Source organism: Paractinoplanes brasiliensis (assembly GCF_004362215.1).
In the GTDB taxonomy this organism is placed as follows: Bacteria; Actinomycetota; Actinomycetes; order Mycobacteriales; family Micromonosporaceae; genus Actinoplanes; species Actinoplanes brasiliensis.
The window spans coordinates 1886351-1908855 of the sequence record NZ_SNWR01000001.1; the positions used below are offsets into that span (position 1 = coordinate 1886351).

The following is a 22505-nucleotide window of genomic DNA, read 5'->3' on the forward strand; positions in this document are numbered from 1 at the left end:
GAGGGAGAAATCATGGCGCGACCCATCACGCTCTTCACCGGCCAGTGGGCCGACCTACCCTTCGACGAAGTCTGCCGGCTCGCCTCCGAGTGGGGCTACGACGGACTCGAGATCGCCTGCTGGGGTGATCACTTCGAGGTCGACCGGGCGCTCGCCGAACCCGACTACATCGACCGCAAACGCGAGCAACTCGCCAAGTACAACCTGAAGGTGTTCGCGATCAGCAACCACCTGGTCGGCCAGGCCGTCTGCGACCACCCCATCGACGAGCGGCACAAAGACATCCTGCCCGCCGACATCTGGGGAGACGGCGACCCCTCCGGCGTACGGGATCGGGCTGCGGAACGCATGAAGGACACCGCCCGGGCGGCCGCGCGCCTCGGCGTCAAAACGGTCGTCGGCTTCACCGGCTCGTCGATCTGGCACACCGTCGCGATGTTCCCGCCCGTGCCCGCCTCGATGATCGACCGCGGCTACCAGGACTTCGCCGACCGCTGGAACCCCATCCTCGACGTGTACGACGAAGTAGGTGTGCGCTTCGCCCACGAGGTCCACCCCAGTGAGATCGCGTACGACTACTGGACCACCCGCCGCACCCTCGAGGCCATCGGCCACCGGGAGGCGTTCGGCCTGAACTGGGACCCGTCCCACTTCGTCTGGCAGGACCTCGACCCGGTCAACTTCATCCTCGAATTCAAGGACCGGATCTACCACGTCGACTGCAAAGACGCCAAAGTCCGTACGGGTGACGGGCGGCGCGGCCGGCTCAGCTCCCACCTGCCCTGGGCCGACCTGCGCCGCGGCTGGGACTTCGTCTCGACCGGGCACGGCGACGTGCCGTGGGAAGACTGCTTCCGCGCGCTCAACGCCATCGGCTACGACGGACCCATCTCGGTCGAATGGGAGGACGCCGGCATGGACCGCCTGGTCGGCGCGCCCGAAGCCCTGCAGTTCGTGCGCCGGCTGGCCTTCGACGCCCCGACGGCGGCCTTCGACGCTGCCTTCTCGTCATCGTCCTGAGTTCGGCGAAACACGGCTGAGGCCGCCCTCGACGTTGAGGGCGGCCTCAGAGCCTATGTGATGCCGCGTGTCAGTACGTGGTGCCCGTCGACGACGGCTTACTGGCCGACGTGGCCAGCGGCTCCGTCGTGTCAGCCGAGTCGTCGGTGGTGACATGCAGCTTCTCGCCCAGCTTGGACGACTGGAGCTTGTCCTTGCTCTCGGAGTAGAGCTTGTTGGCCTGCGCCTGGGCGACACCGGCGGCCTCCTGCACCGACGGGTGCTCCCACACCTTCTTGGCGTTGGACCGGATCTCCTCGTACTTCTCCCGGCCGGCACGGCTGCCCAGGACGAAGCCCGCCGCGAGACCGGTGATGAACATCAGCTTTCCGCGCATGATGGCGGCTCCTTCCGTTCGATGACGCGCGTGCGTCGCTGAACCGTGCATACCCATGCTGCCCGTTACGTATGCCTGCCGCACGGCTTTCCACCCCACAGCAGCGCGCCGGGGAACCCCTTCGCGCCCCGGGCGCACCGTCATGTACTCTGTTCTCCGGCACTGAGGGAAACCCCAGAGCCGAAGCACGATCCCCTGTAGCTCAATTGGCAGAGCAGCCGGCTGTTAACCGGCAGGTTATTGGTTCGAGTCCAATCGGGGGAGCGTTTAGCGGTGGCCCTTGTTCGCGGAGAGCGCGAACCGGGGCCTTTCGCCATTTCTGCTCAGGGGGCCGAGCCCCCTGAAACCCCACGTTACGGTGCTTGCGGCAGGAACTTCTGCCTGCGCGGGGGTGGGAACTTTGTCCGCTGCGCGGACTCGTTCCCGAAAACACCTTCTCGCTGCGCCTCGGCACCTACCCTCGGCATCCCTGGGACCGCAGACCTTGCCTCTAGGTCCACCAGCCATAAGGCCCGCCCCGCTCCGCCGCGCCCCACCTCAGGGCATCGCATCTCGCCGCGCCTCGCCCCGGCCCGCCGCATCCCCGCCGCATCCCCGCCGCATCCCCGCCCCCTCCCCTGCCCTGCCTGCCCACCCCGCCGCATCCCGGCCCCCTCCCCTGCCCCGCCCTGCCTCCCCTGCCCTGGCTGCCCTGCCCTGGCTGCCCTGCCCTGGCTGCCCTGCCCTGGCTGCCCTGCCCTGGCTGCCCTGCCCTGGCTGCCCTGCCCTGGCTGCCCTGCCCTGGCTGCCCTGCCCTGGCATCCTAGGAACCTAGACTGCTATTTCCTGGCCCTGACGGCTCATTGCGGGTCCTCGCGAGGCGTTTCGACTCGTTGCCGGCTTGGTCGCGGAGCCTGGCCTGCGCTGTGCGAACGACGCAACCAGGCCCTTCGGTTTTCCGCCGCCACCCGCGGCGCGGGGCCGGGTCCGGCGCGGGGCCGGGTCCGGCGCGGGGCCGGGTCCGGTCCGGTCCGGGGTCGGGGCCGGCGCGGGTCGGGGCCGGCGCGGGGTCGGGGCCGGCGCGGGGTCGGGGTCGGGGCCGGGGTCGGTGCGGGGTCGGGTTGCGGATCGTCATGGGGATGCGGCGGAGTGCGGTGGAGTGGTGACCTTCTGTTATGTGGCCGATAGCTGTGGGTTGGGGGTGTTGCCCTTTCGTCAGTATTCTTTCCCGTTTGTTCGTGGGGGCGGGTTGAGCAGGGCAAACGGGGTCGGGTTGCGTCTTGCGGACGGTGTGCTATGGAGCGATGAGGGTCGATTGACATGGTTTGACACTCGGGTGAAAGTGGTTTGAGAGCGCTCTGGCGACACGGAGCGTGATGGCCGGGACGCAGCCCCCTTCTGTGTCCGCCCCCGAAGCGTTCCGGCCGGTGTGGGATCCCCTCCGGCGGCGCCGGGCCCGCGCCAGACGGGGGCCGGACTGTGGAGTGCCTATGCGTGTCAATCGCAAATCCCTGCTCGGGCTCGGGGTGGCGGCTGTTGCCGTCGCCGGGGTCGCGGCGGTCGTGCCGTCCGCCAGCGCGGCGGGGCCCAAACTGCTGCCCCTGACCGTGACGAACGACTCCGGCCGTGGCGAGGCCGTGAACCTGTACGTGCTCGGCGAGTCGGGCGGCAAGCTCGGCTACGTCAACGAGGCCGGCACGTTCACCGCGTGGCCGGCCGGGGGCAACCCGCCCGTTCCCGCGCCTGACGTGTCGATCGCCGGGCCGGCCGACGGCGCCAGCAAGACCATCCAGGTGCCCAAGGGGTTGTCCGGGCGCATGTACATGGCGTTCGGCGACAAACTCGACTTCCGGATCTCGCAGGACGGCGGCCTGGTGCAGCCGGCGCCGTGGGCGGGTGGTGACCCGAGCCGCGACGTGCTGTTCGACTGGAGCGAGTTCACCTACAACGACGCCGGGGTGTGGCTGAACAGCTCGCAGGTCGACATGTTCGCGGTGCCGCACAAGGTCGGCGTCACCGGCTCGGACGGGCGTACCGCCGAGACCGGCGAGCTCAAGCCGGGCGGCCACACCGCCGTGATCGACGGGCTCCGGGCCGACCCGGAGTTCGCCAAGCTGATCCAGACCCGCGGCGACGGGACCGTGCTGCGGGTGCTCGCCCCGGGCAAGGGCGCCGACGCCGGCGGTTTCGACCCGGACTACCTGGGCGGCTACATCGACCAGGCGTGGGCGGCGTACGCGAACAAGGACCTCACGGTCAAGCCGTTCGCCGAGCAGCCCGACAAGGTCTTCACCGGCCGTACGAGCGGCGACGTCATGAATTTCACCGACGCCACCGGCGCGCAGGTCGCCGGCTTCACCAAGCCGACCTCGTCGAACGTGTGGGGCTGCGACGGCAACCTGGGCGCCCCGAACGACCTGGTCGTCGGGCCGATCGCGCGCAGCCTGTGCGCGGCGCTGTTCCGCGGCACGCTCGGTACGCAGGACGTCGAGCCCAGCACCGACCCGGCCACGTTCTACCGCAACACCCCGGCCAACCTGTACGGCAAGCTGATCCACGAGAACATGGCCGACGGCAAGGCGTACGCGTTCGCCTTCGACGACGTCGCCAACCAGGAGTCGCTGGTGCACAGCGGCGACCCGGCGTCGATCACCATCACCCTCTCGCCCTTCAACTGAGCCCCCGTTCCCGGGCGCGCTCCGGCGTGCCCGGGAACCTTCAGAACGAAGGAGTTCCCCCATGAAGCATCGTTTTCTGGTCGCGGCCGTCGCTGTGACAGCGGGACTGGCCGCCCTGCTCCCGAGCTTCAGCGCCTCCGCCGCGAGCCTGCCGGTGTCCGAGGCCCAGTTCCAGCAGATGTTCCCGAATCGCATCCCGTTCTACTCGTACGCGGGTCTGCTCGACGCCATGGGCAAGTTCGGCGAGTTCACCGGCGCCGGCGACGAGGACGTACGGAAGCGGGAAGCCGCCGCCTTCCTCGCCAACATCAACCACGAGTCGGGCGGGCTGGTCCACGTCGAGGAGCTGAACCAGGCGAACTGGCCGCACTACTGCGACGCGTCCCAGCCGTACGGGTGCCCTGCCGGTCAGGACGCGTATCACGGCCGCGGGCCCATCCAGTTGAGCTGGAACTTCAACTACAAGGCGGCGGGCGACGCTCTCGGCATCGACCTGCTCAACAACCCGGACCTGGTCAAGACCGACTCGTCGGTGGCCTGGCAGACCGGTCTGTGGTACTGGATGACGCAGACCGGGCCGGGCTCCATGACCCCACACGCCGCGATCGTCAACGGCGCCGGGTTCGGCGAGACGATCCGCAGCATCAACGGCTCGCTGGAGTGCGACGGCGGCAACCCGGCCCAGGTGCAGAGCCGGATCGACGCCTACCAGCGCTTCACGCAGATCCTCGGGGTGGACCCGGGCGCCAACCTGTCCTGCTGACGCCCCCTCCGCAAGGGAACCGCCCGGCTGCCGGGCGGTTCCCTCACCCGCGGGCGCCGTGGATGTCCCCTGACTTTCTTCGACGAGCGCCTGCTCGACGGGCCCGGTCCCGCCTTCCCCGAGGTGCGTCACCTGCCGTGACGGTTGGGGGTGTCTTCGCCTTTCCGCTGCCGTGACCAGCCACCGCCGTTACTCTGGGGCTGCCTGTTTCGTCCCCTTGTGAGGTTCCCGTGTCGCAGCCCGTGGAGGTGGACGTCGTCATCGTCGGCGGCGGTCTAGCCGGACTCTCCGCCGCCCGACGGCTCGACCGCGCGGGGGTGGAATGGCTGCTCGTCGAGGCCTCCGACCGGATCGGCGGGCGGGTGACCACCGACGTCGTGGACGGCTGGCACTTCGACCGGGGATTCCAGGTCATCAACACCGCGTATCCGCGACTGCCCGCGCTCGTCGACATCGACGCGCTCGACCTGCGGTACTTCACGCCCGGGGTGCTGGTGCGCCGCGGCGGTGAGCTGCACCGGCTCGAGAACCCCGTACGCGAGCCGCTCGCCGCCGCGCAGACCCTGACCTCAGGCGTAGGCACGCTCAGTGACCGACTGAAGTTCGCCGCGCTCGCCACCAAGTGCGCGACGCTGCCCGCCTCCCGGCTGCTCGAGGCGCGCGAGACGACGACGCAGGAGATGCTGCGCAAGGCCGGCCTGTCCCACCGCATGATCGAAGAGGTGATGCGGCCGTTCCTCTCCGGCGTCTTCGGCGACCGCTCGCTCGACACGTCGAGTCACGTGTTCGCGATGATCCTCAGATCCTTCGCGCGCGGGCGGATGGGCGTGCCGGCGGCCGGAATGGCGGCCCTGCCCGCGGCGATCGCCGGTCCCCTGCCCTACCCACAGCTGCTCATCGGCGCCCGTACGCTCTCGATCGCCCCCGGCATGGTGGTCACCGAGGGCGGCGAGCTGCGCTGCCGGGCCGTGATCGTGGCCACCGACCCGGTCTCGGCGTCCGAACTGCTGCCCCAACTGCCCCGCCCCGACATGCACGGCCTGACCACGTTCTACTTCGGTTCCGACCGCGCCCCCATCGACGAGCCCATCCTCCTGCTCGACGGCGACCGGCGCGAAATCGTCGCCAACACGATCGTCCTGTCCAACGCCGCGCCCGAGTACGCACCCAGCGGCAAGTCACTGATAGCGGCCTCCGTGGTCGGCGTCTCGGCACCCTCCTCGGCCAGCGAGACGGTGATACGGGTCGAATTGTCCCGCCTGTACGGGGTTCCAACCGACGACTGGGAGCTACTCGAAGTCGTCAGCATCCCCCACGCGCTGCCGTCGGCCCGGGTCCCCCAGTCCAACCTGCGCAAGCCGGTCGACCTCGGCGAGGGCCTTTTCGTGGCCGGCGACCACCGCGACAGCCCCTCCATCCAGGGCGCCCTCGCCGGCGGATGGCGTACGGCCGGGGCTGTGCTTTCCTGGCTGGGAACCCACGTCCACGCCTGATTCGTCAGCTTCCCGCAGGCCCGGGGCGGGAGATCGCTGGCTGTGGCTGTGCGGCACGGGTTAGGATCGCCGCCGGTAAGGGGCGGTAGCTCAGTGGGTTAGAGCAGGGGACTCATAATCCCTCGGTCGCGGGTTCGAGTCCCGCCCGCCCCACTTTGATCTTGTATGCGAACCGCAGCGTGGTTGCCGCGGCTCTGGGTGGACCTGTATCCGTGTGGTCATGGATCTTTGTACTGGGCTGGAGTCAGACCCGACGTGTCGCGGAGTCGATGGGTGTGGGCCCGGTTGTTCTGCGTGGATCGGCTGAGGGTAGACAAGGACCGTGTCAGTTCAGTCTCCCTCGGTTCCTTCGCCTGTCCACCTGGCGCAGGTCCGGCGTCGGCCCGCGCCGCCGCAGCCGTGGCGAGGCAGACGTCTCGTCGACATGGAGAAGGAACGCGTTCGGTGGACCCTTCGGTCTCTGGTCACGGACCCGGCGACGGACTTCGCCATCCTGGACGCTGACGAGTTTTCGCTGCTCCGCGGTGGGCCTGCCAGAACAGCGTGATCAATGCGGGGTTGATCGCCGACTTCGGGCGTCGTCTTGCTGACGCCGCGTGGCCTCGCGTCCATGAGCCATGTCAGGCCTCCGGGGTCGCAGGACTTCCGGCGGTGAGGGACCACCACCGGTTGGAGGGAGGGAGGCCGCCGATCAGCGGACCAGCCGCGTGGTACCGCCGAAGGTGACGGCGATTCACCGGTCGGCTCACCGACTCGGAGTCGACCCCGACCACAAGTGATCCCGGGCGAAGATGGTGAAGAGCTGGCCCGCCGTCATGCCGTCGTGCGCGCCGGGGACCTGAGTCGTCGTGGCGGCGAAACCCCGGGCCCGGAAGTTGTCCGCGATGGCGTTCTGGGCGTTGAGGTTGCCCTCGAAGAGACCGTTGCCGAGGAACACGACCAGGTCATCGTCCCCGACCGCGTCGGCGATGTTGTCGTAGTCCTGCGACGTGAGGGACGGGTTGCCGGAGAAGTGTCCATAGAACCCGAATGTGGTCGGGTAGTTCTTGATGACCACGCCGCCCGCCATTCCGCCGTACGAGAACCCGGCATAGGCGCGTCCTGCGCGCTCGGTCGAGACGTTGTAGTTCGACTCGATGAGGGGGAGAATCGTCCGGACCAGGTTGTCGGCGGCGTTGGTCTGGTTGTACGAGGCGAAGTCGAGGCCGGTGCCCGTGAAGTGATTGCCCATGGTGACAACCACCGTGGGCTCGATCTCGCCCTTGGCCGTCATGTTGTCCAGGATGTTCGGGACGTTCGCCGGAATCATGAAGTCGGTCTCGTCACCGAAGATGCCGTGAGCGAGATACGCGACCTTGTACGGCTCCGCGCGGTTGGCATCGTATTTGGCCGGCAGGTAGACGCCGAGGTAGTGGCCACTGTCGCCCAGGATCGTGGTGTAGGGGACGTACTGGACGGTGCCCCGCCGCGATGGTCTGCTGATCGGCAGCTCGTACCCGGCACGTTCCTTCAGCACCGGGTCGTTCTGTTTCTTCGCATACGGCACATAGACGGCATCGAGAACGTCATTGTTCCTGACCCGGAATGACGACTCGCCCGGGGGTCGCGGTTTCGTCGAGGCGGGATCCCAGATGCGCTTGTTGACCCAGCTTCGAGTCGGGTCCCAGACCCGGTACCAGTAGCTGAGACCTCCGGCGTGCAAGGGGACGGAGACCGACCAGTAGCCCCGCGCGTCCTTGGTCATGCCCCTGAGGAACTCGGTACCTCCGGCGTGGTAGCGGCCGGGATGCCACGCTTCCGGCTGATACCGGGTATTACCGGTGCTGACATCGAGCAGCGAGAGGTCCCCGGCCAGGCGGACCTGCGTGGCATGGGGATTGTGGTAGACGAATCTGACGGTGTATCCGGTCGGTGAATTGCGATCCGCCTTAACAGTCGCGCCTTGCACAATCGCGGGTTTGCCTGCGGCGGCAGCCGGCGCGGAGACGATGGCACTTACGCCGAGCGACACGAGCGCCAGCGACGAGATCGCACGCCCGAGCCTGCGTATTCCGATTGCCTTCCTCATCTGAGCATGCTCCTTTGCATTATATTCTTGTGGCCAGATTCGGATCGCATGTCCCATTCGGAGCCCGTCATTGGGCGAGAAGCCACTGCAGGATGGTCTTTTCCTCATAAGTGGGGGCGGCGGCGAGGTGGCGGTCCGGCTCGTAGAAGGCGGAGTCGGCGTACTCGGTGTACTTGACCAAGGCGTTTGCCTGGACAGGGGTTTTTCCGAGCGCCACGTAGGCGTTCCAGATCTGGTTGTACGACGTCTGCCCGGTCGTGACCACGTTGAGGAGGTGGTCATGGGTGCCGTGGGTGATCCAGACCGGCGTGCCGGACGCGGCGATAGCGGTTGCCTGGGATGCGCTGGCAGCGAAGCCTCCGGTGATCAGTGCACCATCGAAGAGGTCCGGATAGGCGGCCAGTGCGGCCCAGGCGAGCGTGGAGCCGTACGAGACCGTGGACGCGTAGATCCGGTCCTGGTTCACCGGGAATTCCCGCGTGAAGGCGTTCAGGAGCTCGACCATGACCTCTGCCTGAGCGGCAGCGGTCCCGACTCGCTGGTTCTGTGGAGCCAGGACGATGACGTCTTCCTTGGTGCCCGTCCACTTCTCCTGCAGCCACGCGGTCGCGGGGATGTCCGCCGCTACTTGCACCCCTTCATTGGAGCCGTTGAATCCCATGCCATGCCCTGGCAGGATGACGACGACCGGGTACGTCTTGGCGGCGTCGTAGCCCCTTGGCAGGTGGTAGGCGTAGGGAATCATCGTGCCCGAGGTCGCGGTGAATCTCTTGTAGACGAAGTCGTCGGCCAACAGGTTGATCGCGGGCTTGGTGGGCCCATACGCCTTGTCGGACGCCGCGGCCAGCCGATGGCCACGGCCTTTCCCTTTCCGGGCCTGGGCGTAGACGTCCTTGTTCTGCACGACCCGCGTCTGCAGGTCAGTGTTGACCTTGACGTAGTTGCTCGTCGCCATGATGGTGTTGCCGCCGGGATCCGTCGCGTCGAGTTCGATGATGACGAAGTTGCCCCGATCGGACCGCTTGTCCGCGTTCAGGGCCGGCGCTTCGTTGGTATAGACCGCGGTGATCGTGCGATCGGCTCGTTTCGTCGGGTCGGTGATGTCCCCGACGGGGTTGAAGCGGAAGTTGTAGAGGCTGTCCGAGACCGTGTAGGTATCGCGGTCAAGGGTCCGCGCGTTCACCTCTGACGAGTACTCGACTGCGACGGCCGTGACCTTTTGACCGAAGGCCAGGATTTGCGTGATCGGGAGGACGTTCTGCACTCCCTCGCGGCCATGGCCGGACGGCTTCGCGTTTGCGGTGCCAGGGGCGATCCAGACCGCAGCGAAAAGGACGGCGACGGCGGCCAGGGGTGTTCGCTTCGACACTGGTTGTCCTTCCGATCGGTGCGCGCCGCCTTATCAGCAGGCGCCGTGCCACGGACGCTACGCAACACCCCCGAAACAATCAATAGACGAAAACATCTCGATCCCACGATGTCTTTATGATCAATCTGCCATATATCTAAATCCCATACGGGCGGCCGTTAGCACCGAGTAGGCACGACGGCACGGCACCTTCGCCGGTGGCGGAGTTATGACCAAACAGCTATAAATTATTGCTATGCCCATTACCTCCGCCGCGGCCCTCGACAGCGGTCTCACCGGCACGGAACAAGCCGTCCTCCGGGCGTTGTCCGACGGCCGGCAACGCACCGTCGCCGAACTCTGCGCCGAGCTTTCGGCGGCGCGTAGCAGTGTCGTGCACGCGTTGAACAGCCTTCGAACGGCAGGCGTCGTGGTGGAGCATCCCTCAGGTCGCTCGGCGAGAGGGCGGCCGGCCCGCGGTTGGTCCGTCGCGGCGTCGCCTGGCCTGCTCGCCGTGGTCTTGGCTGCGGCCCATGGCTTCCTCGCCGGCGTGGTACGACCTGACGGCGAGGTCCTGGCGGCGGTGCACGGCGCAGCGGACTTCACCGCACCGGCGGCGGCTCTGGAGTTGCTCGGTCGCGCCGTCGCCGAAGCCGGGGTTACGCACCGGCAGGTCGAACTCGCCGTTCTTGGGCTGCCCGGCCCATCCATGTTCGCCCGGACGCCCGGCCTCGACTCGTTCGGAGGGTCACACCTGCGGCGGTTCCGGGACTGGGATGGACGACCCGCCGCGGATGTCGTGAGCGAATACCTAGATCGCCCCGTCTTCTGCGAGAACGACGCCAATCTGGCAGCGCTCGGTGAGGCCGTCTACGGCGACGTGGCCGGCCTGCACACCGTGCTGCACATCTCTCTCACGCACGGGACCGGAGCTGGTTTGGTCATCGGCGGCAAGCTCCACCGTGGCGGGTCGCGGCTGGCGGGTGAAGTCGGGCATCTCCACGTCGATGACGGCGGGCAGCTTTGCGAGTGCGGTGCGCGCGGCTGCTTCTGGCAGACCACCAGCATTCCGGCGTTGCTCAATGAGCTGGCCACGGCCCATGGCAAGACCTTCACGGTGAGCGATCTTGACGCCGCGGCCGCCTTGGGAGAGCTTGAGATCGTGCGGGCGCTTCGCGGATTCGGCCGGTCCCTCGGCCGCCGCGTCGCCGACTTCGTCGTGTTCCTTGACCCCCAGGCCATTGTCGTGGACTGCACCCTCGGGGCCGCCTCCGACGTCATCGCAGACGGCATCCGGGAGGCGGTGGATCAATACGCCCCGCCGATGATGGCAGCGTCGGTCAAGATCTCGTCCGGGTCGCTTGGCGCATCGGCACATCTGAAGGGAGCGGCGGCCCTTGTCCGTACAGAGCACCTCCTCGACGTATCGCGGCTCGGTTTACCGGCGCCCGCCTGAATGGTGCGGCCCGGGTGGGGTACGACCACTCGACGATCTCGCGCGGCGGTATTCCAGGGCGGCGGAAGTCATCGTCACCTTCAACCTCAGCGACTTCCCGAGCCGGCCCTCAAGCCCTACGACATCGCGGCAATCCCCCCCGACGGCTTCCTCCTCGACCAACTCGATCTCTACCCCGGCTTGACCATGGACGTGCTCCGTCACCAAGCCGCGTCCTACCGGCGAGCGCCGAACACCGTGCCGGAGGTCCTCGTCCTTCTGCAGCGCACCGGCGTGCCCGGATTCGCCGCTGAAGTACGACGCCATCTCGGTCCCCCGGCCTGGTAACGCAGCCGTCCGAGGCGGCTGAAGGCGGGCACAAATCAGGCTAACGGGCAGGCCGAATACCCCTTGAACTGGCCAAACGCTCGGGCAGAGGATCGCCGGTGACGATGATCGGGTGGTTCGCATGGTGCATCGTCCGGCCCGCGTTGATCTTGATTGCGAACCGTGGCCTGGATTTCCGGCCGGGGGTCTCGATGGCCGGGCGTTCACGACTTGAGCCTGGTGTGACTCCGTGCTGGGCGTCGGTTGCAGGTCAAAGCCACCGCGATGTTCAGCGAACGGGCCGGGGCACGACGAACATGAGTCGCCGCCGCCTGCGTTCGGCGTTGTTGATGTCCGCTGGAAAGACTCAACGATGGCAACCACTCGGGTTGTGGTGATCATCGATGTTCCCGTGAAGCGGGTGTGGGGAGGCGGTCGCCGACGTAGGGCCGGTTCATGACCGGATCGGTCAGCGAACGGCGGTCAAGGCCGGGGTGGCCCAGCACGCCGCCACGGTCACGAGGATGGTGGCCGCTAGCATCCATCGCCAGAACAGGGTGCGTGCGGCGAGCCGCGCCTCGATCTCCGGGTCGGAGCACGTCGTCGTCCCTCGGAGACCGATCCAGCCGGCCGATGTGATGGCGACTCGGTCGCCGTGGCGGACCGGCTTGCCGATTACGAGAACGGGCGTGTCCGCCGGTGCGAGACATTCGAACACCCCCATTCCGCTGGCGCGTCCGTCTGGCGTGAGGTCTTCCGCCGTCAGATGTCCCTCGGCTGCCAGGTGAGTCCAGCTGGCGTGCTCGTCAGGCGAACTGTCGGAACCTGACGATCTGGCTGACCGGTTCGGTGATGAGCGTCGCAAACTTGCGGCCCAGCGCTTGACGCGCGAGGCTTTCGTCCAGCCACACGACGTTCTGTGCATCGTCTGCATCGAGCAACGGTATTTGCCGGTTCGGCGGGGCGGTTGCGGTGAAGAGGGCCTGGAGAACCTCACCCTTGTTCGAGCCGCGCGGGTCCATCCGGCCCGTTGAGCTGGCCAAACGTCCCGACAGCGGATCACCGGTGACGATGATCGGGCGGTTCGCATGGTGCAACGTCCGGCCCCACCCCTTCGATAAGCAGGACGTTCGCAAAGGACCAGGTGAACTGTGCGAACCATGCGGAGGGCGGTCCCCGGTTGCGGATCGGCCCTCCGCCCCTGTCCTATGCCGTCACCGGTCGTTGTCGGTGCTGTTGAGGTTGGCGAGGTGCCGGTTGGTTTCGGTGAGGTCGAACGGTTCGGGTTCTTGTGGATCGTCCTCGGACCAGTACTCGACCGGGGAGTCGCCGGAGAAGCCGGTGCACAGCGGGTATGTGAGGCCGGGGTCGCGTTGCGTGGTCCGTTCCAGGGTGATCTCGTGCCACCAGCTCGCGCCGAAGTCGTACTCGTAGCGGATCTTCTTGGCCGCCCCGGCGAGCACCTCCCGTAGCCGTACGCCGGATTCGTCTTTCTCGTCGCCGCCCAGGTCGAAGAACGGGTCGCTGTAGCGTTTGCCGCCGATCTCGAACTGGTGCAGGTGGTCGCCGTCCCAGCCGAACAGGATCTGGATGACGGCATGCAGGTCGTCGAGCGTGGTGGTGGAGGGCACCAGGATCCGCCGCCAGATCGGTGGTCGCCAGCGCATCAGTCCCACCTTGAGCTGGTAGACCTGGTCGATCGACGGGATGGCGCCCGAGTCCAGGAACTGCTGTACCGCGGCGGTGACGCGGGCGGCGTCCGGGTGATCGACGCCCGCCGCCACGTTCATGCGGGCTTCCAGGCTTTCGCCGGGGAGGCGGTCGAACAGCACGGTCAGCGCCTCGTCCGAACCGGTCCCGTCCAGGGCTGCTGCGGCGAACTCGACCGCCAACCACCTGGCGTCGACGGGTGCGATGCGCGGTTCGTCGTCTGCAATGGCGGTCACCGACGCTCGTGCGTGCGCGCCGAGGTTCGGTAGGTGCGCGACCGCCTGCCACACGGCCAGTGCCTGGTAGCCCAGGCTGTCGGTCACGTCGCCGGCTCCGATCCGGGCCGCTGCCGAGAGGTCGGCGGCGGCGGTCAGCAGTTCCCGGGCTGCGTCGGTCGGGCGCCGGTACTCGATCCATCGCCGGGCTGTCGGCCACGGGTCGGTGCCGCGTCGCACATGGTCTGCCAGTACCTCGACCACCGCATCGGCAGGCATGTCGAGAGTGACGTTACGCGGGCGGTCGGCCTGAGCCTGGGTCAGGGACCACCGGCCCAGCGCGGTCACCGCGACGGTAGCGCTGTCGTGGCCGGTCACCGCGCCGAGCTGCCGGAGCAGGTCCACCAGGCCGGCGAACGGATCACGGGTCTCGTGATCGGCATACTGGGTGAGTGAACGGACGTACCCCCATCCCAGCGGGTCCTTGTCATCCTCGCGCCGCTCGACGATGGCGACCACCCGGTTCCAGAGGCTGTCCTTGTCTGCGCCGTCCGGCATGGTCACCGCCTCCAGGAACGCGAGCGCCAGGATGAGCACGCTTCCTTCGCGCCGGGTGTCGGACTCGGCCGCGCACACCGCTTGGAACCCGGCCCACCACGCGTCAAGGGCTTCGGCGTCCGTCGACGACGACCACTGGTCCAGCAACGGCCCGGCCGCAGCGACCGAACCGCTGATCTTCAACAGCCCTGAGCCGAGGGCGAAGCTCCATGGCCGGTGCAGGGCCGGTACGTCCGCCGCTGTCCGCACCCTGTCCGGCACCGGCACTCCCGCCGCGGTTCCGGCGGCTGCGACGTCAGCACGACGTACCACCCGGCCGGCCGTCACCGTCCGGCCTGGACGGCCTACCCATCTGGCCAGTGCGCTGGCCTGCTCGGCCATCGGGCAGCCGCTGGCCAGGCGTGCCGCGCCGGCGACATCAACAGGAGCATCTACCGGGAATAGCTGCGAATCCATCCGCGAACGCTATCCGCCTTGCGGCGCGCCGGCGAAGCTGGGACCTGAACGGTGAACGTGAAGCGAGGCGCCGATGAAGTCAGGGCACCGGGGGATCGGGATGCTCGGCGAAGAAGCGGTCCGCGGCGACGCCGTCGATCAGCGATTCGTCGAGTAGCCACTCGACCGCCCGGCGGGCGGCCCGGGTGTCGCGGAAGTCGTACCAGGGCTGCAAGAGGTGCGGGTATTCCTCGTTCAACTCGTCCTTGAACCGGCGGAACGCGCCGCGGCCGTTGATCGCGCGGGAAAGCCGCCGGGACGCTCGATCGTCACTGACGAGGTCGATGAAGTCCGCCATGTCCTGGTACCAGACGTACGACGGCAAGGGCCGGATCACGGGGAGATCCAGATCGTCGAGATCGACGGGGTTCGTGCCGTCGACACCACCTTCCCGGGTCCACAGAACGATTTCTCCGGTTTTCGGGTCGATCAGATGCCGGTGCTCGTCGTAGAGGCTCTGGTCTGACAGCGCGAACGCGATCTCGTCAAGGTTGAATCGCTCGATCTCCAGCACGGCTCTCCGTTCAGGCCAGTCCCGTATCGATCAGCTGCCCGGCCTTCTGGCGATGATCACCGTGGCGATGCGCCGATTGGCGTCAGCGGGGTCGAAACGTGCGGGATCGAAGTCGGTGCCCTGCTCCAGGCCCAGCCATCGTCGTAGATCGTCGTGCTCGGGATGGTGCGGGTCGGCGAGCGCGTCGATCAGTTCCTGGTAGCCGGTGGTGCCGCCGCAGTCTTCCGGTGGGCAGGCGCGAGCGCCGTCGGTGCAGGCCGGGTATCGCCCGGTCGGCTCGGCGGATACCAGTTTCTCCAGCCGTACCTCGTGTGTCCAGCTGTCGCCGAAGTCGTACTCGTACCCGAACGTGTCTCCCTCGCGGGCAGCCAGGTTGCGGAACGTGGCCTTGCGTTCGTCGTGCATCGGAAAATCGAGGTCGGGCGTGCCGTAGTGGCCGGTGGGGTGGACGAACATGTGCAGGTGTGAGTTGGTCCAGCCCATCGCGGCCTGGATGATCCGGTCGAGCCGGTCCAGGCGCAATGTCGTGGGCACCAGCAGACGTCGCCACACCGGTGGGTCGGTGTCCATCAGAGTGACCTTGATCTGAGCGATCTGATCACCGGGCCGCACGGCAGCGAACCTCGTGCGCAGGACGTGCTCAGCGGTCGGGGACAGGCGCAGTGTCTCGCTGTCCTCGGTCAGCGCACCGAATGCGACCAACTCGTGGGCAGCGCGATGCAGGTCGCGGTCGGTGGCCTTGCGGAGGTGTCCCAGTTGCTCCGTGGTGGCTTCGTCCAGGTAGTAGCGGGTGGAGAGGGCGGACCAGACCCGTTCCTGCGCCTCCTCGATGCGCGTGGCGCCACCGCCTTCCGCGATGCTGGCGAACAGTACGGCGATCCCGTCGCTGAAGTCCTCGCCGAGCAACGAGGCGAACCAGCCGGGCGGGCAGAGTGCCGGGCCGAGTTGGCCGAAGGCCGTGAACATGGCGGTCCACAGGTCCGCAGGCCGTTCCAACAGGCGCTGATTCTTCTTGACCGGCATCAATCGGCCCTGCACGACTCGGAGAAGCCCGGCCGCCTTGGCCCACGCGACCACGAACGCCAACCGGGGAAGGTCGGCGCTGCTACGGGTACGGAACATCCGGGCGCCGATCACCGGGTCGATCTCGTCGCCAGTCTCCAGAAGACCAACCAGGTGCCGTGCGTCGGCCATGGTCAACTGGCCGGTCTGGGTCAGCTTCCGGCCGGGGCCGATCCAGCGGGTCAGGTCGACCACCTGCCGCAAGGCGGGTGCTGATGCCGCCGCGGCGGCGGCCAGATCCTCGTCAGACATTCGTGTACCGATCAGTTGGCCGGCTGCCATGGGTCAAGAAGGCTGATGCCGGTATCGACGAAGTCTCTGGTGTTCCGAGTAGCCAAAGACGCCGCTTGCGAGCGGCAGATCGCGGCGATCTGAGCGTCGAACCCGCTGATCGGGTTGCCCTGTTGCTCCCGGCTCACGACGATGTCGGCGTAGGCACTGGCGGAAGCGAGGTCGAAAGGCAGAACCTGGCGAGGGAAAGCCGCGAAGATCTCGCCGGCCGCCTGATGCAGCGATTGCCGCCGACGGCCCTCCGGCATGCGTACGATGCCGTACCGGATTTCGGCGATGGTGACCGCGGTCGTGTACAAGCCGTCACCGGAACTGCGTTGCATCCAGGCGAGCACCTGCGGAGCGGGTTCGGGACGCATGAGTTCGGAGACCACGTTGGTGTCCAGGACGATCATCACTCTGGCAGGCTCGCAGCCCGGGGCATGGTGGTACGTGCCGGCTGGTCGACGTCAGCGCCGCCGAGCTGGGCGAACCGTTCCGTGAGAGCACTGAACAGATCGGTTCGTGGAGCGTCATCGGTGACGGCGGTGGTCAGGATGGCGCGGATCTCGGCCTCCATGGAGCGGCCGTTGCGGGCGGCGCGAAGGCGTAGCTTCTCCTTCACCGCATCGTCGAGACCTCTGATGCTGAGAGCCGCCATAGATCCTCCCTTGAAAGCAGAGTTTGATAGCAATGCTAGCGCGCCAGCCGAGCATGTCGCGCCCGCCGCGAGTGATGTATTAGGCGCATCAACCCACTTATGTTCCGGCCTGAGTGCGGTGTGAGCTGGTCAAACGTCCCGGTAGTGGGTGGCCGGTGGCGGTGGTGTGGTTTGTATGGTGCAACGTCCGGCCCGCCATACCGATTCCGGGGGCGACCCCCGGATCCCACGGTGCGATGGTCACGCCGGCCGGTCCGCGCCGGCCGCCACAGGCGCGTCCTTTAGCCCGGGTGATTCACGGTGATCATCAACTCGTGGGTTCAACCGGCGTGTAAATAGACGGAAGTGCCTCTCTGGCAGGGGAAACTTGTGATTGCGACATCTACAAGGATCTCTGCAAGGAAGGCACTTCCGGCGTGCAGTCTACGGCGTGGTCGAAGGATCTGCGGGTCACCGCGGACGGAACTGGTGTGGTGTCGCACGTCGGCACGGCGTTGCTGCGGATGCTCGCGGACCGGGCCGGGCTGACCGGTGCCCTGTCCGGCGCGCTCGCCCGGATTGGGGTGTTCCCGGTCCATGACCGGGGCCGGGTCCTGGTCGATCTGGCCGTGCTGATCGCCGACGGTGGTGACGCGATCTGCGACATCGACGTGCTGCGCCACCAGCAGGAGGTGTTCGGGCCGGTCGCGTCGGACACCACCGTATGGCGGGCCCTCGACGAGATCGGCCCGGCCCAGCTACGCCGCATCGCGGTCGCGCGGGCGAAGGTCCGGGCCCGGATGTGGCAGCTGTTCGGCGGCCCGCCGCCGGCTCACGCGGCCGGCCGGGACATCGGCGCCGGAGTCGTCGTGCTGGACGTGGACTCCACGATCCTGATCGCGCACTCCGACAAGGAAAACGCCGCGGCCACCTACAAGCACACCTACGGCTTCCACCCGATCCTGGTGACCTGCGACAACACCAACGAGCTCCTCGCGATCCAGCTCCGGGCCGGTAACGCCGGGGCGAACACCGCCGCCGACCACCTCACCGTGCTGGCCGACGCGATCGCGCAGCTCCCCGCCGGTCATCGCCGGCATCTGCTCATCCGTGGTGACAGCGCCGCCGGCACGCACGCCGTGCTGGACTGGCTCACCGCCCAGAACACCCGCCGCCGCACCGTCGAGTACTCGATCGGCTGGTCGATCGGCGAGAACGAACGCGCCGCGATCACCGCACTGCCCGCCACGGCGTGGACACCGGCGCTGGCCGCCGACGGCGGCGTGCGCGAGAAAGCCGAGGTCGCCGAGTTGACCGGTCTGCTCACCCTGGCCGGCTGGCCAGACGGGATGCGGGTCATCGTCCGCCGCGAACGGCCCCACCCCGGCGCCCAGCTGAGCTTGTTCGAAGAGCGTGACGGCTGGCGCTACACCGCGTTCGTCACGAACACCAAGGCCGGCGCGTTGCAGTGGCTCGAAGCCCGCCACCGCGCCCACGCCCGCGTCGAGGACCGCATCCGCTGCGCCAAAGATACCGGCCTACGCCGGCTCCCGTCCCGCGAGTTCGCCATCAACCAAGCCTGGTGCACCGCCGCCGCGATCGCCGCCGACCTGATCGCCTGGCTCCAGATCCACGCCCTCGACGGCGACCTCGCCCGCGCCGAACCGAAACGGCTGCGCTACCGGCTGCTGCACACCGCCGCCCGCCTGACCCACGGTCAACGCCGCCGCTGGCTCCGCGTCCCGGCCACCTGGCCCTGGGCCACCCAACTGTCCGCCGCGTTCACCCGGATCGCGGCGATCCCCGCACCCGGCTGACCCCGGTCAGCCCAACACCTACGACCGGAGCACACCAGGAGACCACGCCCCGCCGCCGCGACAGACGGCCCACCACCATGCCCAGACCGCGAAACCCATCAACAAAAGTCGATCAAAGCGGCCAGGCCGAACCAGCAGCCGCCACCGGCGAATCATCGAGGTTAGTGGGTATGAGCGAGCCTCCGAGCGCGAGCAGCGGTGATCCAGCATGGGTAGCTCACGCGCACGGCACTGCGGCGTCATGTCAGCGCCCGGCCGCTCGCTTGGTCCACGGCGGCACTGAATGAGCAACGACGCTGCCCAACTTGTGGTCCACCTGACGCGCGAAATGGATTCCGCCCGCAGCGCCGTCCTCGACCTGGCCGACCATTTCGACGGCGATGATTTTGCAGACAACTTCGTTGTGGCTTGCGACCGCGCCAAAGACCTCGCGGGCATCCTCGCCCGCGCTCACAAATGCGCCTTGATCCTTCTGTTCCGGTTCGGTGGAGATTCTGACCTCAGTTCCCTACTGGCCAACGCCGACACTGACGCCGAGAGGCTGATCAGAAATCTCCACTCTGTTCGCGAGGCCGCCGCGACAGCTGCCATCGATGTCATTGAAGCGTGTCCCCGCTACGTCGATCTCGCTGTCAGGGATACCGAGGTGCTGGCACAAGGCATCGAGATGGCAGCTTCAGCATTGATGAATATCTGGTACCCGCTCGGCAGCACGAAGCCAGGGGCCGACGCGTTGGGTGAGGCTACGGAACTGAACGCTGGATCGACGAAGACCATGAACCGGACCTCACAGTCAGCCCGGTGTCTTGCGGGCCTTGCGACTCGGGTCCTGCCTTCTGCGTATCGCCCTCGTTATGACGAGGAGTATCGGTCAGAGTTGTACGACTTGGCTGCGGCCGGGGCGTCGTGGCGAGCTCAGTTGATGTACGCGATCCGGCTCATCGACAGCGCCTGGGTACTACGTGCCGAACTGGGCGAAACAGCGCCGAATCGGTCACGACCATGAAAGCAACCCGGCGGCGGGCTCAGCGAGCGAGTTCGTAACGACGGCGTCGGCTACCGGTTGCTCGCAATCAGCGACCGCCTTCGCCCCATCTCGGATGTGCACCCGCAGGCGCCGTAACCCTTCCCGCTGTCGCCGCATGAGCCCGAACAGCCCGTACGATGGGCCTATGAGCGCGGAGACCGTCGGCATGCACATGCCCGCCATGGTGACGCTCGACGACCTAGCGGCGATGAACGCCGCGGATCACAACGGCCACCGATACGAGACCAGCCCCGAGGGAGTCCTGTCCGTCATGCCGCCAGCGGACTCGGAACACGCGCAGATCGCCAGCCGCATCTTCGCCTGGTTGATCATGGCTGGCTGGCCGGCCGAGCAAGTTCTGCAGGCCGCCGGCATCCGCGTTCCGGGACCGGGACGGGACGGCGGCCGAATCCCCGACCTGAGCGTATGGAGCAAGGCTCCACCGCGCGGGGTCTGGCTGGCAGTCACCGAACTCCTCCTGGTGATTGAGATCGTCTCGCCGGGCTCGGAGGCGATGGACGAAGTCACTAAGCGCAGCGAATACTCTTCGGCAGCCATTCCCCAGTACTGGGTTGTCGACCGCGACGACGCCCAGACAGTCACGTTGTACCAGCTGTCTTCGGAAACGGTCTACGCCGAACGTGCGAAGATGCCGCTCGCGTGGCTGCTGCAGACCAGTCCAAGCGACCACCTCGACTAACCACCGCCTTGGACCCTCGACAACCCCCTGAGCGGCCGGGTCGCATAAACGGTCAAATGCCCGAGTAGCGGATCGCCGGCAACCGTCGCGGAGCGGTTCGCATAGTGCAACGTCCAGCCCACCAAGCCAGGCCGCGGTGATGGTTGCGGTGTTCGGGCCGCCGCTGTCCGGCTGGCAGATCGAGCTGCTCGCGCAGCCGGCCGTGTGGGACGCTGCCGCTCGCGTTTACGGTGATGGTGGCGGGCTCGCTGCTGACCCGCGGCCGGGTGCCCGCGGACGTGGGCGCGACGACGCCGGCGGCTGCACGCCCCGGAAGTCGCATTTAAGAAACTTTAAGGAACGCTTGCTCAGCGTCATGAACTGCTGCACATCGTTGCTCGTATGTCTCGGCACAAGCAGTACCGAGACGAAGAGGGGCCGTGCATGTATCGACGCGGAGTCAGCAGCTATCGACGCGGAGCCAGCAGCCGGACGCGCAAGCTGGTGATTGGAGGTGCCGCCGCAGTGCTGCTCGGCTCGGCTCTCGCGGTCGGCACGGGGATGAGCCAGGCCGCCGAACAGGGCAACGCCGGAGCCAGCGCCGGTAACATTGACGCTTTGGTGCCGGCGCTGGGTTTCAGCCCGGGCGATCCGAACGCGACGGCCGACCGCGTGGGCCCCACCGGGGTAAATGTTCCCGGCCGCTGCCCACCCACTCAAGCCCAAGTGAACGCGCAGGTAGCGCTCAAGAATGCCAACCTTCCGAGCGGAACGGACCTTGAAAGCCGCATCCAACGTTTTGAAAAGACCTTGTCGGCGATCCAGGACTTGAAATGCCCCGCATCTTCCACGACTCTGCTGGGCCGCTTGAATTCCTTGACCGCGCTGCGCGCAAACGCGAACCGCGATGACGTCCTGCGTGGTTTGGGTTTGAACGAAACGCCAGCGGATGCAGCCGCCGGCACAGGATCCGGTGACGCGGCCGCGGGTGGAGCGGCGGGGAACGCCGGAGCCGGCTCCGGCACCATTGACGCTTTGGTGCCGGCGCTGGGTTTCAGCCCGGGCGATCCGAACGCGACGGCCGACCGCGTGGGCCCCACCGGGGTAAATGTTCCCGGCCGCTGCCCACCCACTCAAGCCCAAGTGAACGCGCAGGTAGCGCTCAAGAATGCCAACCTTCCGAGCGGAACGGACCTTGAAAGCCGCATCCAACGTTTTGAAAAGACCTTGTCGGCGATCCAGGACTTGAAATGCCCCGCATCTTCCACGACTCTGCTGGGCCGCTTGAATTCCTTGACCGCGCTGCGCGCAAACGCGAACCGCGATGACGTCCTGCGCGGCTTGGGTTTGAACGAAACGCCGGCGGGATAAAGCCGCAGGGAATGCGGCGCCGCAAAACGCGCCAGCGAAACAAGCGGCTTGCAGAGCGGCGCCGCGGACAACGGCAACCTGGTCCTTCGCGGATCCTGATCCACCGCACGGAACCGCCTCGCCGGAGGCCCTCGCACCACGGGGGTCTCCGGCGCGTCCGTGGGTGGGCCCTGCGCGCGGTGATCTTCGGCTACTTCGGCACGCTGACCGATCCCGGCGCGCACCGCACCGGCGAGCTGCTCGGCGTCTGCCGGCCACGGTTCTGGGAGGCGCTGGCCGGGAGCTTCGGCGAGCGCACGATCGGGGTCCACGACGGGACGGAGAGCAGCTGTCGATATTGCCCGGTCGGGTCGCTGATCGCGACCAGTTCGTCGCAGTGGAGGCAGAGGCCGACGAGGTCGAGGCGGGTGCAGGAGGTGTGACAGTCGTGGCACCACTGCTGGCCGAGGTACAGGTGTCGCATTGCGAGCACTGGTAGACGGTGACTGACCGTGGGCCGTGTTCGGCGTTACCGCGGTGTGGGCTGGCTGGGATTGTGGGTGGGCGCGCCAGGCGGCCTGTCGGCAGGCGGGAGTGCAGTGCCGTGGGCGCGACTGTTCGCACGGGTGCGCGCCCACGGCGCACAGGATCGGTTTTCCCGGTCGACGGCGCCCGCTATCT

At 67.5% G+C, this 22505-nt stretch carries 20 protein-coding genes, 2 tRNA genes and 1 pseudogene; 14 read left to right on the forward strand and 9 right to left on the reverse strand.

Translation table 11 applies throughout. The features are described 5' to 3' along the window. Window positions 1–12: 12 nt before the first annotated feature. Window positions 13–1020, forward strand: a complete 1008-nt coding sequence (locus tag C8E87_RS08145) for a sugar phosphate isomerase/epimerase family protein (protein ID WP_133872516.1) — start codon at window positions 13–15, stop codon at window positions 1018–1020. 70 nt (window positions 1021–1090) lie between these two features. Here C8E87_RS08145 and C8E87_RS08150 read toward each other — a convergent pair whose 3' ends face one another. Continuing rightward, the gene (locus C8E87_RS08150; RefSeq protein ID WP_133872517.1) at window positions 1091–1396 is read right to left on the reverse strand and encodes a hypothetical protein; all 306 of its coding nucleotides are present in this window, start codon (window positions 1394–1396) and stop codon (window positions 1091–1093) included. Between the two features lie 191 nt (window positions 1397–1587). Here C8E87_RS08150 and C8E87_RS08155 point away from each other — a divergent pair. The 5 genes from C8E87_RS08155 to C8E87_RS08180 all read left to right on the forward strand — a co-directional run bounded on the left by C8E87_RS08155 (window position 1588) and on the right by C8E87_RS08180 (window position 6462). Beyond that, window positions 1588–1660: transfer RNA gene (locus C8E87_RS08155), tRNA-Asn, on the forward strand. A gap of 1205 nt (window positions 1661–2865) precedes the next feature. After that, window positions 2866–4053, forward strand: coding sequence for a beta-1,3-glucanase family protein (locus C8E87_RS08165; protein WP_133872519.1), 1188 nt, complete (start codon window positions 2866–2868; stop codon window positions 4051–4053). 61 nt (window positions 4054–4114) lie between these two features. After that, complete coding sequence (locus C8E87_RS08170; RefSeq protein ID WP_133872520.1) at window positions 4115–4816, forward strand: chitinase; 702 nt, start codon at window positions 4115–4117, stop codon at window positions 4814–4816. Between the two features lie 230 nt (window positions 4817–5046). Then, window positions 5047–6309 (forward strand): NAD(P)/FAD-dependent oxidoreductase, encoded by a 1263-nt coding sequence (locus C8E87_RS08175; protein WP_133872521.1) that lies wholly within the window; start codon window positions 5047–5049, stop codon window positions 6307–6309. A gap of 79 nt (window positions 6310–6388) precedes the next feature. Further along, window positions 6389–6462, forward strand: a tRNA-Ile gene (locus C8E87_RS08180). Between the two features lie 592 nt (window positions 6463–7054). Here C8E87_RS08180 and C8E87_RS08185 read toward each other — a convergent pair. Further along, window positions 7055–8377, reverse strand: a complete 1323-nt coding sequence (locus C8E87_RS08185) for an alpha/beta hydrolase (protein WP_166661116.1) — start codon at window positions 8375–8377, stop codon at window positions 7055–7057. Window positions 8378–8444: 67 nt separating this feature from the next. Next, complete coding sequence (locus tag C8E87_RS43560) at window positions 8445–9746, reverse strand: hypothetical protein (protein WP_166661117.1); 1302 nt, start codon at window positions 9744–9746, stop codon at window positions 8445–8447. 235 nt (window positions 9747–9981) lie between these two features. Here C8E87_RS43560 and C8E87_RS08190 point away from each other — a divergent pair, with 235 nt between their 5' ends. Then, on the forward strand, window positions 9982–11181 hold the full coding sequence (locus C8E87_RS08190) for an ROK family transcriptional regulator (protein ID WP_133872523.1): 1200 nt from the start codon (window positions 9982–9984) through the stop codon (window positions 11179–11181). A 186-nt stretch (window positions 11182–11367) separates the two neighbouring features. Then, complete coding sequence (locus tag C8E87_RS47080) at window positions 11368–11508, forward strand: VapC50 family PIN domain-containing toxin (RefSeq protein ID WP_498368245.1); 141 nt, start codon at window positions 11368–11370, stop codon at window positions 11506–11508. Window positions 11509–12293: 785 nt separating this feature from the next. Here C8E87_RS47080 and C8E87_RS08200 read toward each other — a convergent pair. From C8E87_RS08200 to C8E87_RS08225, 6 genes are all read right to left on the reverse strand, one after another. Further along, entirely contained in the window at window positions 12294–12584 is a 291-nt protein-coding gene (locus C8E87_RS08200; protein WP_133872524.1) for a hypothetical protein, read from the reverse strand. Window positions 12585–12701: 117 nt separating this feature from the next. Next, window positions 12702–14231, reverse strand: coding sequence for a plasmid pRiA4b ORF-3 family protein (locus tag C8E87_RS44540; RefSeq protein ID WP_203720852.1), 1530 nt, complete (start codon window positions 14229–14231; stop codon window positions 12702–12704). A gap of 274 nt (window positions 14232–14505) precedes the next feature. Beyond that, complete coding sequence (locus tag C8E87_RS08210) at window positions 14506–14979, reverse strand: UPF0158 family protein (RefSeq protein ID WP_133872525.1); 474 nt, start codon at window positions 14977–14979, stop codon at window positions 14506–14508. Between the two features lie 30 nt (window positions 14980–15009). Beyond that, a complete protein-coding gene (locus C8E87_RS08215; protein WP_166661118.1) occupies window positions 15010–16293 on the reverse strand; it encodes a plasmid pRiA4b ORF-3 family protein in 1284 nt (427 codons plus the stop codon). 11 nt (window positions 16294–16304) lie between these two features. After that, the gene (locus tag C8E87_RS08220; protein ID WP_133876701.1) at window positions 16305–16727 is read right to left on the reverse strand and encodes a type II toxin-antitoxin system VapC family toxin; all 423 of its coding nucleotides are present in this window, start codon (window positions 16725–16727) and stop codon (window positions 16305–16307) included. After that, the gene (locus tag C8E87_RS08225) at window positions 16727–16972 is read right to left on the reverse strand and encodes a FitA-like ribbon-helix-helix domain-containing protein (RefSeq protein WP_133872527.1); all 246 of its coding nucleotides are present in this window, start codon (window positions 16970–16972) and stop codon (window positions 16727–16729) included. Before C8E87_RS08225 ends, C8E87_RS08220 begins: the two co-directional genes overlap by 1 nt. 416 nt (window positions 16973–17388) lie before the next feature. Between C8E87_RS08225 and C8E87_RS08230 the strand changes: the two genes are divergently transcribed. From C8E87_RS08230 to C8E87_RS08255, 6 genes and pseudogenes are all read left to right on the forward strand, one after another. After that, window positions 17389–18768, forward strand: a complete 1380-nt coding sequence (locus tag C8E87_RS08230) for an IS1380 family transposase (protein WP_133872528.1) — start codon at window positions 17389–17391, stop codon at window positions 18766–18768. 283 nt (window positions 18769–19051) lie between these two features. Continuing rightward, window positions 19052–19774 (forward strand): hypothetical protein, encoded by a 723-nt coding sequence (locus C8E87_RS45375; protein WP_239080493.1) that lies wholly within the window; start codon window positions 19052–19054, stop codon window positions 19772–19774. A gap of 166 nt (window positions 19775–19940) precedes the next feature. Further along, complete coding sequence (locus C8E87_RS08240) at window positions 19941–20495, forward strand: Uma2 family endonuclease (protein ID WP_133872529.1); 555 nt, start codon at window positions 19941–19943, stop codon at window positions 20493–20495. Window positions 20496–20625: 130 nt separating this feature from the next. Next, window positions 20626–20831 (forward strand): annotated as a pseudogene (locus C8E87_RS45380) (cation acetate symporter); the annotation flags it as partial. An 87-nt stretch (window positions 20832–20918) separates the two neighbouring features. Further along, window positions 20919–21845: a hypothetical protein gene (locus C8E87_RS08250; protein ID WP_133872530.1), complete on the forward strand. Its 927-nt coding sequence runs from the start codon at window positions 20919–20921 to the stop codon at window positions 21843–21845. Between the two features lie 179 nt (window positions 21846–22024). After that, the gene (locus C8E87_RS08255; RefSeq protein ID WP_133872531.1) at window positions 22025–22267 is read left to right on the forward strand and encodes a hypothetical protein; all 243 of its coding nucleotides are present in this window, start codon (window positions 22025–22027) and stop codon (window positions 22265–22267) included. Window positions 22268–22505 lie beyond the last annotated feature (238 nt).